The following is a 15,946-nucleotide window of genomic DNA, read 5'->3' as shown; positions in this document are numbered from 1 at the left end:
TTCGAATCCGCCCGGGGGCACCAGAGATTTGTCGAGCCCGGTACCGCTACGGTGCCGGGCTCTTCTGGTCTAAGGGCATGGTTCGAGCCGTCGACACCCGCGTCACCAATTTCCCCGCGGGGGGAGTTTTCGAATCCGCCCGGGGGCACCAGAGATTTGTCGAGCCCGGTACCGCTACGGTGCCGGGCTCTTCTGGTCTAAGGGCAGGGTTCGAGCCGTCGACACCCGCGTCACCAATTTCCCCGCGGGGGAGTTTTCGAATCAGCCCGGGGACACCAGAGATTGATCGAGCCCGGTACACCGTCACGGTACCGGGCTCTTCTGGTTCATGTCATGTCAAAAACGAAGCGCCCGCTTGCTGGGGGAGCAAGCGGGCGCCTGTGAGCGAATATGTTTGCGGCGGGAGCCGTAATGGGCGGTGGGGCGGCGACTAGTTGGTCGTACCAGAATCGTCGCCCGTGCTCGTGCCCGAGCCAGAGCCCGAACCCGAGCCAGAAATCGAAACCGTCAGCGTAATCGTGTTGTCGGTGGACTGCTTGCCGGTGGGGGAGACGCCCGTAACGGTGGCGTTTTCGTTGCCGCTCACGGGGTTGCCGTTCTGGTCGCAGAACGCGATGTTGTAGAACCCGGCGTTGTTGAGCGCGGTGACGGCGGCGGAGATGCTCTTGCCGTACAGGTTACCCGGAACGCTGGCCTTGCCGGACTTCTTGGCAATGACGACGGTAATCGTGGCGCCGGGCTTCTGCTTGCCGCTGGGGTTCCAGCTGATCACGGTTCCCTCGGTAACTGAGTCGTTCTCCTGGTAGCTCACGTCGACGCCAAAGCCTGCCATATCGAGGGCGTTGCGCGCCTGGGCCTCGGTCATGTCGGTCAGGTCGGGGACGGACGTGGTATCCGGGCCGCTCGAGACCTTGTACGAGATGGTCGTGCCCTTCGCGACTTCCTTACCGGCTTCGGTGCCCTGCTCAAAGACCTGGCCCTCATCGGCCTCGTTGGCCTCCTCGGAGGCGTTGCCCTTCAGGCCAACGCTTGCCAGCGCGGCTTCTGCCTGGTCCTTGGTCAGGCCGACAAGCCGGGGAACCTCAACCTTCTCGGAGGGCTTGGGGCCCTTGGAGATTACCAGGTTCACCTTAGTGCCCTTGGCCTTCTTGGTGTTGCCGTTGGGCGTCTGCTCGGCGACCTTGCCCTCGTCGACATCGTCGTTGTAGCTTTGGTCGATGGTGCCGACCTCGAGGCCGGCTTCCTTGATCAGTTCGACGGCAGTCTGCTGGTCCTTGCCCAGTACATCGGGAACGGTGACCTGCTCGCCGCCAAAGAGTCCTGTGGCAAAGGCCACCACGATGCCGATGACGGCAACGGCTGCCACCACGGCGGCGATGATCTTGTTCTTGTTGGATTTGGGCTTTTCGACCTCGTAGGAGCCGGTGGAACCCGAAACCGAGCTACGGGCGGTATTCTGGCCGCTCACGCCCGAGACGGGACGCACCATGGCGCGCGTCTGATCGGAAAGCTCGCGAGTCTTGGTGGCGCCAAGCTCGCCGGGGGCACCGATGATGCGCGTGGGCTCCGAGATGTTGACGGCACGACCGGACAGGTAGCTGTTGAGCACCTGACGCAGCTCGTCAGCGGTCTGGAAGCGGTTTGCCGGGTCCTTCTCCATGCACTTGAGGATGATGCGCTCAAGGTCGGCGTCGACACCGGAGTTGATCTGGCTCGGCGGAATAGGCAGCTCGTTGACCTGCTTGAGTGCGACCGAGATGGCGTCATCACCGTCAAAGGGCACGCGGCCGGTGGCGCACTCGTACATCACGACGCCCAGCGAGTAGATATCCGAGGTGGGGCCGAGGTCCTGACCGCGGGTCTGCTCGGGGCTGACGTAGTGGGCGGTTCCCAGCACGTTGTTGTCTTGCGTGAGGTGGCTGTTCTTGGCGCGCGCGATGCCAAAGTCCATCACCTTGATGTTGCCGTCGGGCAGCACCATGATGTTCTGCGGCTTAATGTCGCGGTGGATGATCTCGTGCTTGTGGGCGACCGAAAGCGCGGAGCTGATCTGCGAGCCGATCTGGGCGACCTTCTTGGGGTCGAGGGCGCCGTGGCTCTTGATGCCGCTCTTAAGGTCGGTACCGCGCAGGTACTCCATGACGATGTAATAGGTGTCGCCGTCCTTGCCCCAATCGTAGACGCCCACGATATAGGGGGAGGAGAGACCGGCTGCTGCCTGGGCCTCCTGCTTAAAGCGTGCGGCGAAGGTTGCGTCGCCAGCATACTGCGGCAGCATGATCTTGACGGCAACCGTGCGGTCGAGGACCTGGTCCTGTGCACGGTAGACGGTCGCCATGCCGCCTGTCCCCACCTTATCCTTGAGGAGGTATCTTCCCCCGAGGACCCTCTGTTCCATTCCTGCTCCTAACATAACTATTCGCTCAACGATGTGTGCAGTACCTACGATATGGCCGCTGGGGCCGTGTGGCGCGTTGCCGCTAACTCTTCGGCCGCGGCGCGCCTCGGGTGTCCGATTCAATCATGGGCATCACGCTCCCTGTGCGGCGAGCGCCGCGGTCAGGACGATGCCGGCAATCTTGGCCGCCTTGACGTCGTGTTTGTCGTAATCCTCCAAGGCCACCGAGATGGCGACCGTGGGTGAATCGTAAGGTGCAAAGCCAACGAACGTCGAGTTGACGTTGGTGCCGCCGGTCTCGGGCGAGCCGGTCTTGCCGGCGACCTTGACGCCGGGGACCTGGGCATCGGTTCCGGTACCGGACTGGACGACGGCGAGCATGGCCTGCTTGACCTGGTCGGCCGTGGCGGAGCTGACGGCCTGACCCAGCGAGCGGGACTGCGTGGTCTTGACCACAGTTCCGTCCGGGGCGAGTACCTGGGCTACAAAGTACGGGTCCATGACCACGCCACTGTTAGCGATGGCGGCGGCAATCACGGCGTTTTGCATGACGGTGGTCTGCGGCCCGGGCGTGTGGTCCATGCCGACAGGCTGGCCGGCGCCGGCCCAGGCGGTCTCCCACTCGGTCATGAGCGACGGGTCGGCCATGATGGAGGCCGCGGAGGTCAGGTCCTGGCCGAGCTTTTGGCCGTAGCCAAAGGCGTTGGCAAACTGCACGAGCGTGTTTGCGCCAACTTCGTTTGCCACCTGGCCAAAGACGACGTTGGAAGACACGGCAAAGGCCTGCTGCAGGCTGATGGTGCCGTAGCTCTCGTTGGCATAGTTGGTGACCGGCGCGTTGCCGATGTCCATGGAGCCGGGCGCCTGGTAGGTGCTGGTAAGGCTGGCGGTGCCGGTCTCGAGTGCCGCGGAAAGCGTAACGACCTTAAACGTGGAGCCCGGCGTGTACAGCGCGTCCATGGCGCGATTGTACATGGAGCCGTCCTCGCCGCCGCCCGCCTGCAGCAGGGCGTCGATGTTGGTGTTGTCATAGGTGGGCGAGCTGGCGCATGCGAGCACCGCACCGGTACGCGGGTCGATGACCACTACAGCGCCCTTAAAGCCCTTGAGCGCCTGCTCGGCCGCCGTCTGGATACGCGAGTCGATGGTGAGCTTGGCGGTGTTGCCCGGCTGGGTCTGGCCCGCGAGCGACGCGATGGCGTTGTTCCAGCTGGAGTAATCCTTAGAGCCGGTGAGCGTGTCGTTCATGACACTCTCGATGGCGGTGGTGCCATACTGCTGGCTCACGTAGCCAACCACGTGCGCTGCCAGGTTGCCGTTGGGGTAGGAGCGTACGTAGGTGCCGTCCTCCTGCTGCAGCGACTCGGCCAGCGTCACGCCGTCGGACGTGATGATGGAACCGCGCTGGATGTACTTGGAGCGGGCGATAGTGTGGTTGTTGGTCGGCATGTCCTGATAGTCCTTGGCCTTGATGACCTGGACATAGGTGAGGTTGCCGATAAGGATGGCGAACAGCGCCGTAAAGGCGAGCACCGCACGGGTTAGACGGTTGGCGAGCGCAACGCGGCCGAGCACACCGGATTCAGGCGTGTCGAGCAGGCGACGGCGCATGCGCGAGCCGACGGAATGGCTGCCGCTGCCGTAGGAAGACGAGGTGGCAAAGCGCGTGCCCGTCGGGGCGGCGGCAGATGCGACCTGATCATCGGTGATGGCGGCCATGGTGCCGGTGCCGGTAAGCTCGGCCTCGCGTCCGGTCGCTTCGTCACCGGCGCGCAGCAGGAGCGCGACGATGATAAAGCTTGCCAGCAGCGAGGAACCGCCCTGGCTCATAAAGGGTAGGGTGACGCCGGTCAGCGGGATCAGGCGGGTAACGCCGCCCACGATTAAAAAGGCCTGGAAGCTGATGGCGGCCGTAAGGCCCGTGGCGCTAAAGGCGGCGAGGTCGGATTTAGCGCGGGCAGCCGTGGTGAGGCCACGCACGGCAAAGAGCATAAACAGGATGAGCACGGCGCCGCCGCCCAAAAGGCCCATCTCCTCGCCGATGGCCGAGAAGATAAAGTCGGACTCGACGACAGGGATGTTGTTGGCCATGCCGTTGCCGATACCAACACCGACCAGACCGCCATCGGCAAGCGAGAAGAGCGACTGGACGATCTGGTAGCCCTGGCCCTGGGCGTCCTTAAACGGATCGACCCAAACCTGGAAACGCACCTGAACGTGAGACAGGAACTTGTAGGCGCCCACGGCTCCAACGGCTAAGAGCGCAAGGCCGATAACGACATACGAGAATCGTCCCGTGGCAACGTAGAGCATCAGCAAGAAGATGGTGTAGAACAGCACGGCCGAACCCAGATCGCGTTCGAAGACGACGACGAGCAGGCACACACCCCACACGGCAAACAGCGGCAGCAGCAGTCGCAGGCGAGGGATCTTAAAGCCCAGGATCTTGCGGTTGGAGATGGAGAGCAGCTCGCGGTTCTCGGCCAGGTACCCGGCCAGGAACAGCACGATAAAGACCTTGGCGAACTCGCCGGGCTGGATGGTAAAGCCCGCGATGCGAATCCACAGCTTGGAGCCCGAGATCGTGGTGCCGATAAAGATAGGCAGCATCAACAGAATGATGCCGATAATGCCAAAGGTGTACTTGTAGCGCATGACTACGTCGAGGTTCTTAACCAACGCGAGCGTTCCCACCATCAGGGCCACCGAGACAAACAGGATGATGAGCTGTGAGATGGCGAGAGCGGGGGCGAGACGCGTCACGAACGTGATGCCGATGCCCGAAAGCACAAAGACAATGGGCAGGATGGCGGGGTCGGCACCGGGCGCCAAGATGCGCACGGCAATGTGGGCCGCGGCAAAGGCGGCAAAGAGGCCGATCGGTACGGCGAGCGTCTCAAAGGAGATGGCAGCGCCCGCGGTGAGGACGTACATCGCATACAGCAGGATGACGGGGAACGCCGAGGCGATGAGCAAGAGCAGCTCGGTGTTGCGGCGACTCATAAGCGGCACTCCCTTTCTAGTTCTTTTCGGAGGCTTCGGCCTCGGCGGACTGTTCGGCGGTTTTCTCGGAATCTGATTCGGAGGTCGATCCCTGGTCGGTGTTGTCGCGAATCGTTTGCGCGTCGATCACCTGGCGGGTCTGCTCCTCGTCGATCTGGTGGCGGTACTTGGATATCGTGTCCTGCGCATCGTCGACACTTGTTTGCGGAATGCCCGCCTTGAGCCGGTTTTGCGTGTCTTCGGGCAGGTCGGACAGCTTGATACTGGTTTCGCTTTCGAGCCAGTGGAGCTTGAGTCCGAGCGGCTTGCCGGGCAGGCCGCGCCAGACGGCGACATTGCCCTGGTAGGTACCCAGGTAGTACGAGCCGGTGACACCCGTGTAGGCCCAGATGGCAGCCGCCAGCACCAAGACGAGACCTAAGACGACGCCGATGGTGACGTTGCGGCGACGCACGCGTTGCGCCTCGCGCATAACGCCATCGTCAACCAGGTCAACGACTACTACGGTCACGTTGTCGTGGCCGCCGGCGGCAAGCGCCGCGTCCACTAGGTTGTCGACGCAGATTTGCGCGGTTGAGGACTGCGTGGCGATGTTCTCGATATCGCTATCGGGAATCATGCTCGAAAGGCCGTCGGAGCACAGGATCAGGCGGTCGCCTTCCTCGATATGCAGAGTGAAGTGGTCGGCATACATGGCGGGGTCCGAGCCCAGCGCACGGGTGATGACCGAGCGGTTTGGGTGGACGCGAGCCTCGTCTGCCGTAATCTCACCGGCGTCCACGAGCTCCTCCACGTAGGAGTGGTCGCGGGTCACGCGGATGAGCGTGCCCTCGTGGAGCAGGTAGGCGCGAGAGTCACCCACGTGGGCGATGGCGAGCGTGTCGTTTTCGATATAGGCGCAAGTGGCTGTGCAGCCCATGCCGGGCTTGCCCAGGCCGTTCAGGGCCGCCTCGATTACGGCGGCGTTGGCTGCCTCGACGGCTGCGGCCAGGCGTGCTGCGTCGGCGGACTGCGGGGCCGTCTTGGCAATAGTCTCGACGGCAATGGAAGAGGCTACCTCGCCGGCGGCGTGACCGCCCATGCCGTCGCATACGCAAAAGAGCGGCGACTGCACCAGGTAGGAATCCTCATTGTGCGGGCGTACGCAGCCAACGTCAGAGCGGGCGCCCCACATGAGTTGCGTGGTGGTGCCGGCATCATAGGTCGAGTCGGTCTCGATGCGCTCCTCGGTCAGGGGCTCAAAGCTCATGGTCGAGCCGGGGTCTTTGAGCTTGGTCTCAACGGCGGCAACGTCGATCTCGGCTGTGTCACCGGGAGAGACGGTGTCGGTCTCGGCGTTTGATTCGGAATCGCCGGTGTCCGGGGAGCCGGGCTCCTCGGGCGCGCGGGCGGTCGACTCGTCGTCTTGCGGGCTGACGTCTATAGGCTCGGGTGTCGCAAAGTGCGACGGCGCGGGCGTGCTTTGCGACTGGGCGGCGGGCTCGGCCACGGTATCGGACTCGCTTGCGGGCGCAGGCTGCGGGGCCTTGGGTGCAGGGCCGTCCTCGGGGGATGGCCCCGCCTCGGGCGCCGGCGTAGACACGGGCGCAACCTCGGATGCCGGGGCTATGGGAAACGCCGGCGCGGCGGGCTCGGGTGCCGCAAACACCGCAGCGCTCTCGTTGATTGCCGCGGCGACAGGCTCTGCAAAGTGAGCCGGCGCCGAGGTTGCTTCGGGCGCTGTGGGCTGTTCCGCGGCATGTGCGCCGATGGGCGCCGCTACGGCATCCTCTTCGTCCTCGTTATCGGCGAGATCCGAAATATCATGCGTTACATGCGAAAGAGGCAGGGAGAACACGGTGTCCTCGGGTTCCACGGGTGCGGAGCCCGCCGGAGCGGCGTGGGCCGCCGCAGCTGTGGCGGCAGCCGGTGCCTCGGTCATAGTCGCGGACTTGTTCTCCTCGTCGATCATCGACGGTTCACCTTCATGACCACATCGCCAATCTGGACTTCGTCGCCCTCGCGCAGCGTTGCGGGCTCCACAAGCTGGCGGCCGTTGACGAGCGTGCCGTTAAGCGAGTTGAGGTCCTCGATGATGAGCGCCGGGCCCTGCAGCGAAAAGCGCGCATGCGAGGCCGAGACGAATGGTTCGTTGATGCAGATGTCCGAAGACGGCGAGCGACCGACGATGACGGGGCCGAGCATGTCTACGTGGATGCCGCGGATACCGCGCGGACCCTTGTCCACATCGATCGTCCAGATAGCCGAGTCGCGACGCTGCCCGCGCACAAGTCCCACGCCGGTCTTCATGACGGCGAACAGGAAGATATAGAGCAGGGCGACCAGGACGATGCGGCCTGCAAAAAGGACGATATCGATGTTCATAAGAGACTATCCCCTAAATTCAAAGGTGCTCAGGCCAAACGTCAGCAGATCGCCGTTGCGCAGCGGGCAGCGCGTAATGCGGCGGTTGTTGACGAGCGTGCCGTTGGTGGAATTGAGATCCTCGATCGACCAATCCGAGCCCGTAAAGGTGAGCTGGGCGTGGCGGCGCGACACGTTGGGGTCGCGCAGGGCAATGTCGGAAACTGAGCGCTCGCGACCGATGGTCACCTGTGCGGAGGTGATGCTATGGCTCTCGCCGCTCACGACGTCGACGAGCTGGGCGAGCGGGCGCTGCGGGGCGCGAGTGCTCGCCATGTTGGAGGCGATGCCGGCTGCGGCGCCTAGGCCCACGGCGGCGCCGGTCGCGGCGGCTCCGCCCATGCCGGCAAGCGCGTCGCGCGAGACGGTCTGCGGCACCGGGATGGGTGCGGCGGCGGGGTCGGGGACGCTAGGCGCGAAGGGGTCTGCCATGGCAAGCGGGTCGGGAGCGGCGGCGCGAGGCGTCGGTTGCTGCTGGGGCATGGCGGCGGGGCGCTGCTGCTGCGGGGCAGCAAACTGCTGCTGGCCGGCGCGCGGGGCGCTGGCGGCACGGCTTGCCGCGGAGTTGTTTTGGCCCAGACCGTTTTGATAGGCGCGCTCTTCTTCGTACAGGCGGCCGAGCGTGGGGGCATCGACGTTCTCGGCAAAGACCGAGAACTTGCTGGCGCGCAGCTGCGGATCGATCATAAAGCGCACGAGGGGCTCGCCGACAAAGACATAACGGCGCTTTTCGGCCTGCGCCTTCACAAACTCGCGGACCTCGCGCGAAAGCTCGGGGTAGAACGGGGCGAGCATGGGATCGTCGTCGGCGGCGATCAGGATGGTATAGAGTGCCGGCGCCGTGTTGACGCCATTGATCACCAGAGTCTGATCCTCCATGTCGCGAGCGGCCTGCTTGGCAAGCTTCTTAAAGGAGAACGGGGCACGGGTGGCACCGAAGATGCCGGCCACGTGGTCCTCGAAGATGTTCAGGAAGTTCACGAAAGATCACTCTCCGTATAGGTTCTTTGGTATCCGAGCAAATATAGGCATATCCCAACGATTATAGAGGATAGGGTTCCCGCAACTGCCGCCTTGGCGGCGACCGCGGCTGCAAGGCTGGCAATTTCCATATGGTGTGCAAGACAGGATGCCGCTGCGCAGCCGATGCCGGTGACAGCGATGGCGGCGATTGCGGCAAGGTTTGAGCCCTGATCGGCACGCTTGGCATGGGCATTGAGCAGCGCAGATGACGCCGCGGCAGTTGTCGCGACCAGCGCAAAGGCAGCCCAAAGGAGCGGGTCTCCCAGCGCTGCGGCAACGTTGCCGAGCCCCAGCACGCCTCCGGCTGAAAGCGCGACCGTGGCCAGACGGGCAAAAAGCGCGCCCATGCCCGTTGCCGCGGCAGCGCTTGCCGGGCCGAGCCAAAATGACGCGACGCCGGCGGCGACCCCAGCTGCCAGGAAGGTATTGCCGGTCAGACAGCCAAGCGCAAGCGCGCAGGTGAGTGCGGCGCTCGCGGCAGCCTCGGTGCGACCCCAGGCGATCCACCAACCGGACATGGCAGCGGCAAAGATCACCGCGACGGGCAACATCGACAGGATGCCCTGCGCCTGCATGGTGGCGTTGGCCATGAGCACCAAAAAGCCCACAGCCGAGATGGCCGAGCCAATCTGGGGGGCCAGGCCAGCCGCCGCTCCGATCGCGATTGCCGCAATGACCAGGCCGGGAAGCGCCGCGACCCCGGCCGTTTGCATCAGCAAAAAGCTAAAGGTGCCGCACGTTAGCGCCGAGATAGCGTGCATGGTGTAGTCGCGCGCATGGCTCCAGCGCGTGCCCGCCCAGCCGAGCGCGGGGTCGACCTCGATGGCGTCGTCCTCGTAGTACGACGGCTCGATATCGTCGAGCTCTTGCTCGTCATCCGAAAGCTCGCCAACCATTTGCTCCAGACTGCGACGGCCCTCGCGCACGCTGCCCAGACCGGCAAGGAGTTGGTCGCAAAATGCCTCGATGCTGTTGGGGCGGTCCTGCGGCATGGGGGAGAGCGCGCTCATGAGCGCGGCCTCGGCTCCCGGGGGAAAGTGTGGTATCAGCTCGCTGGGATAGGTGGCGCCGCCGATGATGCGGTCGAGCGAGTCGGCGGGCGTGGCCGCCATAAAGGGAGCGCTGCCGCACAAGCCCTCATAGATAACGCAGGCAAGGGCAAAGACATCGGCGCGTTCGTCGACCGTGCCGGTCTCGATATCGAGCTGCTCGGGCGGCATGTAGCCGATGGTGCCGCCGCGCGAGCCGCCAAAGCCACCGGCGGACGACAGTCGCGCCATGCCAAAGTCGGTGAGCTTTACATTGCCCGAGTGGTCGATGAGCACGTTGGCGGGCTTAATGTCCAGGTGGAGTACGCCATTACTGTGGGCGAAGGTGAGCGCCTGGCCCAGGGCATCGGCAATGGCCGCGGCCTCGTCAAAGGTAAGTGAGTGGCCGTCCACGCGATGCAAAAACTCGGCCAGCGACATGCCATCGACATATTCCATAACCAGGTAGGCATAGGCTGTGTCATGCGTAAAGTCGATGACCTGCACGATATTGGGATGTTGAAGCATGGCGGCAGTGTGCGCCTCGCGCAGGACATCCATGATGTCGCTGGCGGGCATGCCGGCACCGTTGATAAGGGGGATGCGCTTAATGGCGACGCGGCGGCGCAGGTGCGTGTCGCGGCAAATCTCGATGGAGCCAAAACCGCCGGTCGCAAGTGTCTCGAGCGGCTGGTACCGCTTGAGCAGCTCGCGAGAGCTGGTGCCCTCCAAAGGAACGTCCGGCGAGAACCGGGCGGTATGTTGCGAGAAAAGCGGCATGGCCAACCCTCGTGCGTTTAAAGTTCGTTTGCGAGCGGCGGGCGCGGGGCCGAGCCGTTCGCGGTGGCATAGATGCTGCTAGTGTAGCACGCTCGGGCAGATGGCGAGGATAGCGGGATGCGAGGTGGCCCGATCGATTCGGCCCGTTTCGGCTCGTTCGGAAAGCGCATCTCAGTTTTCAGCCAAATTATGGGATGCGCTTTCCAAATGGGGTGGGCTGCGGAAACTGCATCCCAGAATATTGCCCTGGAACGGGATGCGCTTTCCGAACCGGCGTCCAAAAGGAAACCGCATCCCGCTTTGATGTGGGGACTGCGAACAAAAGCCGGACCGTGATCTGGCGCGGATTGGAGTTCGCCTGAATCATTGATGCTGGCTGGTGTGAGAACAGAGATAAACGAGCGGCTCGAGCGATATAATGACACGCTATGGAGGCCGTATGCTCTTTTCCCGCCGTTCTGCTACATTTGCCTGCGCCATTGCGCTTGTCGTAATGGCGGTCACCCCTTATCACCGGTTTTCATCTTCAATCGGCCTAGCGTCAGGTGCAATGACCTGGCTCGTTATCCTGGGCGCATGCCTCGCGGCGTTTGTTCATGGTGCTGCGCTATGCAAGGGGGGAATGAGAAGGCCGAGGCATCTCGGTGCCATCGGTGTTTTCCTTGGTGTTATTGCAACGGTTCCCGAATGGGCCGACCTGGCTTTCTATGCTCGCGGAGACTCTATTCCAATCGTGTTTGCACCGATTTGGTTGTTACATGGCGTTTCGTGTGTCTCGTGCTTTGTTGGATCGCTGCTTCTCTCATATGTTATTTGGGGCACGGCGGACTCTCCTTTGACGCAGAGGTCGACACGGACTGACGAAAGGGAAACTCGTCACCCGCAGGACGCGATTTTTACAGAAACAATAGCCGTCATGTCTTGCCTGCTGTTTTGCTGTCGAGTTTCATGGAGAGTCGTTCCCGAGCCATGGGGGATGCCCCCTGTAACGGCCGCGGCAATTGGCCTTGCGCTTTTAATTCCGTTGGTCTATCTCGCATTGACTGTGGCCCCGCCGTTTTGCCGCCCTCGTGCCTTTGGCCATGGGCGGCGCGACGTGTTTGCCTGTTCTGTGCTCGTAGCAGTTCCTATTGGTCTTATTCCGGCTGTTGAGGCGGCATACTTCGCAAGCGATGCCGTGGTCATTGCATTGCTGGCGATGGGGTCCGTTATCGCTGCTGCCTTCGTATGCATGTTGCTAAGGGGGAAACGGGACAACAATTCGGATATCGCCTGTGCGTCCGACACATTCGATGCGGGGGTGTTTTCCCCTGCCCTGTCGCCTAGAGAAGAGCAGTTTGTTCGACTGCTGCTCAAAGGGAAAACGCCGGCGGAAATTGCCAAGGAGACGGATACGAAGCCATCGACGGTGAGAACAACGCTTCACCGAGCATACGGGAAGGCGTCGGTTGCGGGCTCACGCGAGCTCGTGGCGCTGTTTGCGGGTGAGGGCGATACTGTAGGGCATGAGCTACCGCAGCGGCATGCTGACGATATAGTGGCATCAGCTCGAACGCGCCGGCTGTTTCGATACCTGCTCACATTATTCTTTATCCTCCTTGCGGCGGGGCCCTTGGTAATGGCGGATAGCGATTGGGGGTCCGGTGTTTCGCGGGCTGTCGCCTTTTCCCTCTTAAGCTACGCATTGGGTCTCGGACTGCTTCTGTCGCTACGCTACGCGGGTGGAAAAGCGAATCGTGGCGCTGCGCTGGATAGAGCGGGTGAAGCGATTTGGCTCGGAAGCCCGTACGTATGGGCGGTGCTATCTGCTGTGGACTGGTCTTTTATCTATATCGCAGCATTGATGTGCATACGCGTTCCGTTGATGGATGTGCCGGTCCTGTTTTGCGGCGTGGCGTCTACGGCTTCGCTCGCTGTTGGGCTGCGTCCGTTTAAGGTGCATGCCCATGCTCGGGCTATCGTGCCGTTGGTGTCAATGGGCATGGTTGCCTTAATCTATGCGGTCGCTAGGGGGCGAATCCATGGACTTGCGGTGCTGACGGGGGTGCTGCTCACATATATAGTGATGCGAAGCTGTCCGCAGCGCAAAATGCTTGGGATATGGATGCTCTGCTTTGGGGCGACGGCTCCTGTTTGGGCTGTCTTGCTCAATATGGTGCAGGATCTGACGGTTTTCGAGCCGTTGTTCCTCGCGTCGTTGTTGGGGCAAAGTTCGGCTGTCAATGTCGTCGTGGCAACGGTGATTGTTTGCTGGTCTGTGCCCATGTTCGTTACGCACATCGCGCTCGCCCGCTCGGTTGAGGACGAGAAGGCCGTCTTGGAGTACCGGGCGAACGGGTCCACCGAAACGGCCCGCGTGCGCCAGCTGGCCCTGCTTACGTCGCGCTCCCTTTCTGATGTTCAGTCGCAAATTTTGCTGATGACGGCGGAGGGCGCAACGACAAAGGCTATTGCGGAGGATGTCGGTTACGCTGCATCTACGGTGCAAGCACTGCGGTCTGCTTCTTACCGCCAGTTGAAGATCAAGAATAAAGCGGAGCTTATTTCATTGTTATCGCAGGTAGATAACGTGTAAACGCCTGAGCGATCAACTCAATAGCGAGTGTTTACAGACATCATTCTCTATTCATGCAAAGGTTGCCGTGTGTCGACGCATTATTAACCGCTTGTGATTAGGGCCGGGTCGAGCGTTGTTGCTCGGTCCGGCCAATGGGAGGGTGATGTCGGTTGAATAAAAAACTAATTCGGCACGAGTTGTCCAAGATATCTGGAAACCCAATATTTGCGTTGGCTCTTACTTTGGCGACAGTAATTTCGATGGCAGCTGCCATCGAGGCGTGGTGGACGCTCGAGATTGAGCGCAAGCAGCTGTTATCTTTTGGCTACGGCATTGGTCTGCAGTCTCAGACATACCTCGGCCAAACGCGTGAAAGTAGCTTTGGCAACTGGATTGTCGTGAGCGCGAACGCGCCGTTGCTAGCGTCGGTGTTTTTCTATGCGCTGCCGTTGCTTGCCATGTTGGCCGGGTCGTGGTCATGCCTGTCCGAGCGTTTGAGCGGTTACGAGGCACAGATCTGCACGCGTGTTTCTAGAAATGCATACGTGAACGTGAAGATGCTGTCTGCTTTCCTCTCTGCGTTTGCGGTCACGGCTATTCCGCTACTCGTGAACTTCCTGATTGTCTCCATGCTGTTTCCCGCGTATCTCCCCCGGGTCGACGAATCGACTTACGTCGGACTCTATCTGCATAGCTATTTTTCTGGTCTGTTTTATTCCCGGCCTCTGTTATACGTGCTGGTTTATACGCTGTTCGATGCGGTGGCGCTGGGGGTTCTATCCATGGCCGTGACCGGTCTGTCGGTTGTGTTTCGCAGCAGAATCAAGGCGATGGTCGTTCCATATCTGATTATGGTTGCATGGCATTTTGTTAACGACTGGATTTTTAGCGTCCTTTCATGCGTCGGCTTTAACTGCAACATTCTTAACAGCATCAGGTCGGAATCGCTAAATAACTGGCCCGACATCCGAGCGGGGGTTGCGGAAATCATCTTGCTGTTCGTCTTTTCTTTGGTTTCCGCGAGATTCTTAAAAAGACGCGAGGTGGTCTGATGCTGTTTAGGCTGGTCGCCGCGGACCTGAGGACCGTTTTGAAGAAGAACATCATCGCTTTTATTGCGGTTGCGGCAGTGACCGTTGCGAACTTGGTGTACGCCTACGGATTGTCTTCTGTGTATGGGGTCAGGACGGATACCTTGGGGTTTGCGGATAATCTCGCGCTCGTGTTTGCCGGGTCTGCTCCGTTTGAGCCTAGGCCCGGGGCCATGTTTGTGCCTCCGTTAGGGTGGCTATTCCTCATTCTGCTCATTCTCTATACAACACTCGATTATCCGACCGAATCGTTGCACGGGTTTGGTTTGCAAGCGCTTGTTCGATGCCGGTCAAGAACCCTTTGGTGGGTCTCGCGTTTTATCTTGGTGGCGGCGGTAACGGCATTTTCACTGCTCGTGGTGGTTTGCTCTGTTGTGATTTGGAGCTTGGTGGTGAGCTCCTCGTTCAGCGCGGTCGTCCATGGCGAGTCGCTTCAGCTGGCTAATTTGGCGCCGTGGTTTCTCAAAGCTGCCGAGGCAGATGCGCTGCCGTTTTTCGTAGGACTCTTTCTTGCTTTCGAGGCGCTTGCGTTTGCGCAGGCAGCGGTCGGGTTTGTGCTTGGGCCGTCGGTCTCGTTTGTGGTTTTAATGAGCTCCCTGATCTGCTCGGCATATGCGCGGCATTGGGTGCTGCTGGGAAATGCCCTGATGCTGTTGCGCTGGGGCGGAATTGTCAAAGAGGGAATCGCGACGGGCTCGAGCGTCTTGTTTTCAATTGTGATTATGTCGTTATGCCTATCGCTGGGCGGACTGTGGTTTCGAAGGGCAGACCTTTTAGAAAAGGGGGACAAGATATGAGCGTGATCGTTAGGGACGTATCGAAGCGCATAGGCAAAAACGATGTTCTGCGCAACGTGTCCATCGAGGTTGACCCTGGGACTGTGGTCGGTCTTCAGGGGATAAACGGTTCGGGTAAGACCATGCTTATGCGAGCGGTCTGCGGATTGATCAAGCCTACCGAAGGCGAAATCTCTATCGATGGCCAAAGGCTTGGGGCGGACATCTCGTTCCCGCCGAGTCTGGGGATGTTGATCGAGGCGCCTTCCTTTTTGGGATATCTGTCTGGCTGCGACAATCTGGAGCTCATTGCTCAGATCAAGGGCGTTGCAACCCGCGAGGACATTCGCTCTGCCCTGCGGCTCGTGGGGCTCGATGCAGACGAAAAAAAGAAGTTCCGAGCATACTCGCTTGGGATGAAGCAGCGTCTGGGGATAGCTGCGGCAATTATGGAAAAGCCGAAGCTGCTTGTTCTCGATGAGCCAACAAATGCCCTCGACGAAGCGGGCGTGGAAATGCTCAAGCGCGTTGTGGCGATGGCGGCATCAACGGGTCGCGAGGTTATTCTGTCCAGCCATGACGGAGAGGTGCTCGAGGAGCTGGCCGATCGGGTTTACTGCATGCGCGACGGTGCCGTTGTGAACGTTCGGGAAAGGTCGTGAGCGCGATGAAGAAGACCCTGTGGACAAGAAGGTCGGCGCTTGCGCTTTTCGGCTGTGCTGTTACTGGCCTTGCGGGCATGAGGGCGAGCGTCGTTAACGGGAACCGGACGGTCATTCCTGAGAAATATTATGCGGAGGGCGAATGGCTCTCGATGGATGGGGCGTTTCTGGGGGGTGACGCATAATTTCTTTCGCAAATTGACAACCGCATAGCGGAACACGGCC

At 61.2% G+C, this 15,946-nt stretch carries 11 protein-coding genes; 5 read left to right on the top strand and 6 right to left on the bottom strand.

Annotated elements, in window-relative coordinates; genetic code table 11:
* Positions 1–430: 430 nt before the first annotated feature.
* The 6 genes from pknB to DXD77_RS05550 form a co-directional block, all read right to left on the bottom strand.
* Positions 431–2,398 (bottom strand): Stk1 family PASTA domain-containing Ser/Thr kinase, encoded by a 1,968-nt coding sequence (pknB, locus tag DXD77_RS05575; protein ID WP_117564940.1) that lies wholly within the window; start codon positions 2,396–2,398, stop codon positions 431–433.
* Positions 2,399–2,530: 132 nt separating this feature from the next.
* Positions 2,531–5,401: an FtsW/RodA/SpoVE family cell cycle protein gene (locus tag DXD77_RS05570; protein ID WP_117648085.1), complete on the bottom strand. Its 2,871-nt coding sequence runs from the start codon at positions 5,399–5,401 to the stop codon at positions 2,531–2,533.
* A 16-nt stretch (positions 5,402–5,417) separates the two neighbouring features.
* A complete protein-coding gene (locus DXD77_RS05565) occupies positions 5,418–7,352 on the bottom strand; it encodes a Stp1/IreP family PP2C-type Ser/Thr phosphatase (protein WP_117564938.1) in 1,935 nt (644 codons plus the stop codon).
* Entirely contained in the window at positions 7,349–7,765 is a 417-nt protein-coding gene (locus DXD77_RS05560; RefSeq protein WP_006235180.1) for an FHA domain-containing protein, read from the bottom strand. The genes DXD77_RS05565 and DXD77_RS05560 overlap by 4 nt, the downstream gene beginning before the upstream one ends.
* Before the next feature lie 6 nt (positions 7,766–7,771).
* Positions 7,772–8,785 carry an FhaA domain-containing protein gene (locus DXD77_RS05555; RefSeq protein WP_117648083.1) on the bottom strand — a complete coding sequence of 338 codons (1,014 nt, stop codon included), beginning with the start codon at positions 8,783–8,785 and terminating at the stop codon, positions 7,772–7,774.
* Complete coding sequence (locus DXD77_RS05550) at positions 8,782–10,635, bottom strand: serine/threonine-protein kinase (RefSeq protein WP_117648081.1); 1,854 nt, start codon at positions 10,633–10,635, stop codon at positions 8,782–8,784. Before DXD77_RS05550 ends, DXD77_RS05555 begins: the two co-directional genes overlap by 4 nt.
* 439 nt (positions 10,636–11,074) lie before the next feature.
* Here DXD77_RS05550 and DXD77_RS05545 point away from each other — a divergent pair, with 439 nt between their 5' ends.
* From DXD77_RS05545 to DXD77_RS05525, 5 genes are all read left to right on the top strand, one after another.
* On the top strand, positions 11,075–13,210 hold the full coding sequence (locus tag DXD77_RS05545) for a LuxR C-terminal-related transcriptional regulator (RefSeq protein ID WP_158549099.1): 2,136 nt from the start codon (positions 11,075–11,077) through the stop codon (positions 13,208–13,210).
* A 242-nt stretch (positions 13,211–13,452) separates the two neighbouring features.
* The gene (locus DXD77_RS05540) at positions 13,453–14,244 is read left to right on the top strand and encodes a hypothetical protein (RefSeq protein ID WP_147324168.1); all 792 of its coding nucleotides are present in this window, start codon (positions 13,453–13,455) and stop codon (positions 14,242–14,244) included.
* Between the two features lie 38 nt (positions 14,245–14,282).
* A complete protein-coding gene (locus tag DXD77_RS05535) occupies positions 14,283–15,080 on the top strand; it encodes a DUF2705 family protein (RefSeq protein ID WP_147324167.1) in 798 nt (265 codons plus the stop codon).
* Positions 15,077–15,721, top strand: a complete 645-nt coding sequence (locus tag DXD77_RS05530) for an ATP-binding cassette domain-containing protein (RefSeq protein ID WP_117564932.1) — start codon at positions 15,077–15,079, stop codon at positions 15,719–15,721. The genes DXD77_RS05535 and DXD77_RS05530 overlap by 4 nt, the downstream gene beginning before the upstream one ends.
* A 5-nt stretch (positions 15,722–15,726) precedes the next feature.
* Complete coding sequence (locus tag DXD77_RS05525; protein WP_147325420.1) at positions 15,727–15,906, top strand: hypothetical protein; 180 nt, start codon at positions 15,727–15,729, stop codon at positions 15,904–15,906.
* The last annotated feature ends 40 nt before the right edge of the window (positions 15,907–15,946 follow it).

This window comes from Collinsella sp. TM09-10AT (assembly GCF_003436275.1).
GTDB lineage: Bacteria > Actinomycetota > Coriobacteriia > Coriobacteriales > Coriobacteriaceae > Collinsella.
The sequence above is the reverse complement of the archived record's forward strand: the minus strand, read 5'-3'. Positions and strand labels throughout refer to the sequence as shown.

Excerpts from the sequence above, each read along its gene's own strand:
- pknB (WP_117564940.1), bottom strand. The coding sequence starts at position 2,398 with ATGGAACAGAGGGTCCTCGGGGGAAGATACCTCCTCAAGGATAAGGTG.
- DXD77_RS05570 (WP_117648085.1), bottom strand. The coding sequence starts at position 5,401 with ATGAGTCGCCGCAACACCGAGCTGCTCTTGCTCATCGCCTCGGCGTTC.
- DXD77_RS05565 (WP_117564938.1), bottom strand. The coding sequence starts at position 7,352 with ATGATCGACGAGGAGAACAAGTCCGCGACTATGACCGAGGCACCGGCT.
- DXD77_RS05560 (WP_006235180.1), bottom strand. The coding sequence starts at position 7,765 with ATGAACATCGATATCGTCCTTTTTGCAGGCCGCATCGTCCTGGTCGCC.
- DXD77_RS05550 (WP_117648081.1), bottom strand. The coding sequence starts at position 10,635 with ATGCCGCTTTTCTCGCAACATACCGCCCGGTTCTCGCCGGACGTTCCT.
- DXD77_RS05545 (WP_158549099.1), top strand. The coding sequence starts at position 11,075 with ATGCTCTTTTCCCGCCGTTCTGCTACATTTGCCTGCGCCATTGCGCTT.
- DXD77_RS05540 (WP_147324168.1), top strand. The coding sequence starts at position 13,453 with ATGGCAGCTGCCATCGAGGCGTGGTGGACGCTCGAGATTGAGCGCAAG.
- DXD77_RS05530 (WP_117564932.1), top strand. The coding sequence starts at position 15,077 with ATGAGCGTGATCGTTAGGGACGTATCGAAGCGCATAGGCAAAAACGAT.
- DXD77_RS05525 (WP_147325420.1), top strand. The coding sequence starts at position 15,727 with ATGAAGAAGACCCTGTGGACAAGAAGGTCGGCGCTTGCGCTTTTCGGC.